General features: G+C 33.9%; 2 protein-coding genes. Both read right to left on the minus strand.

Going from position 1 to position 1300, the window contains the following annotated elements:
* Window positions 1-173 precede the first annotated feature (173 nt).
* Window positions 174-635, minus strand: a complete 462-nt coding sequence (locus Rain11_RS13700) for a DoxX protein (protein ID WP_101359933.1) — start codon at window positions 633-635, stop codon at window positions 174-176.
* Window positions 636-653: 18 nt separating this feature from the next.
* On the minus strand, window positions 654-1211 hold the full coding sequence (locus Rain11_RS13705; protein WP_165778158.1) for a TonB-dependent receptor domain-containing protein: 558 nt from the start codon (window positions 1209-1211) through the stop codon (window positions 654-656).
* Window positions 1212-1300 lie beyond the last annotated feature (89 nt).

Raw genomic sequence — 1300 nt, forward strand, 5'->3', positions numbered from 1 at the left:
GCTATAAGTATTTTTTTTATACCTCACAAAAAAACAATAAGGATTTTCTTAATGATGAAATCTTTCTTAATTTTGTTAAATTAAACGCCGTCAATATCCACTAATTCATAACTTGGCGGTCATATTGAAGGATAGAAAGATTAACTTTTCTCATAACATTTTGATTTTTAGGGTTAAAGGATAGATTTATTCAATACAAGATGTTTCCATTTAGGATATTCAAAGGCAATAAGCCACACATTGATAAGAAGCATAAACGCAGTTTCTATAAGCTCGCCGACTTCGTGAGGTTCAAGGTACAAGTGAAACAAGAAAATCTGAATAGTCATTGGTAAGGCAATCGTCGCTCCTGCAAAACGGAAAAACTGACTGAATAGCAACAAACCTGCTAAAATCTCACTTACCCCCAAAAACTGCCAAAAGTATCCTGTTTGCTTCATACCGAAAATGTAGTTTTTGATTTTAAGGGTTGCCTCATCTATTTTTTCTAATTCTCCTTTTTTGAAGGCTTCTATTTGAGCAGTGGGAGCAGGCAGTGGTTTGCTAAACTTGCGAACTCCACCCCAAAAGAGTGTCCAACCTAAAAAAAGACTAACGATGATGTTGATAATAGATAAAACTTTTATTTTTCTCATATTGAAAGGGTTTTAAGGTTAAAAACTAAACTGCATTTTGAAAAAAAGTTGCCTACCTGCTAGATTGCTGATATTTTCGGCATCTGTAAAATTGAATAAATTGTTAGCTCCTATTTGGCACAAAAGTTTTTGCTGAAATTCCTTGCTTATTGCCACATTGAACAAGCAATAGCCTTTTACAAAGCTATCGTAATCATCAAAAATGCCATTTGCATTGCTATCAAAAAGACCATAGCGGCTTCGATAAAATACACGAGCAAAGATGTTAGCTTTCCATTTGGGAATTTGATAACTGACTTTGAGGTTTGCCAAGTGCCTTGAACGATTGAAAAGTCCGAAATAATCTTGATTTTGCAAACGAATGGTTGCAAGCGTTTCAGGATTACGGGCAAAAATTTGGCCATTACGAATTCTTTCTATTACACTTGCATCTTTAGCAATAAGATACTGATAACCAGCTGAAATTGTCAGTTTTGCTGTAGGACGTACAATGAAATTAATTTCCGTACCTGTAGTAAAAATCCGATTAATATTAAAGTAACGTGAGTTAAGCGGCAATATCTTGAAAAAGTTCAAAATTTGTAAGTAGATTTTTTTCTTGAAAATCTCTAATAGTGGGCTTTTTATCTAGGAATTTGTAGGCAATAATTCCAGACCACAAATTG

The organism is Raineya orbicola (assembly GCF_002843425.1).
In the GTDB taxonomy this organism is placed as follows: Bacteria; Bacteroidota; Bacteroidia; order Cytophagales; family Thermonemataceae; genus Raineya; species Raineya orbicola.

Excerpts from the sequence above, each read along its gene's own strand:
- Rain11_RS13700 (WP_101359933.1), bottom strand. The coding sequence starts at position 635 with ATGAGAAAAATAAAAGTTTTATCTATTATCAACATCATCGTTAGTCTT.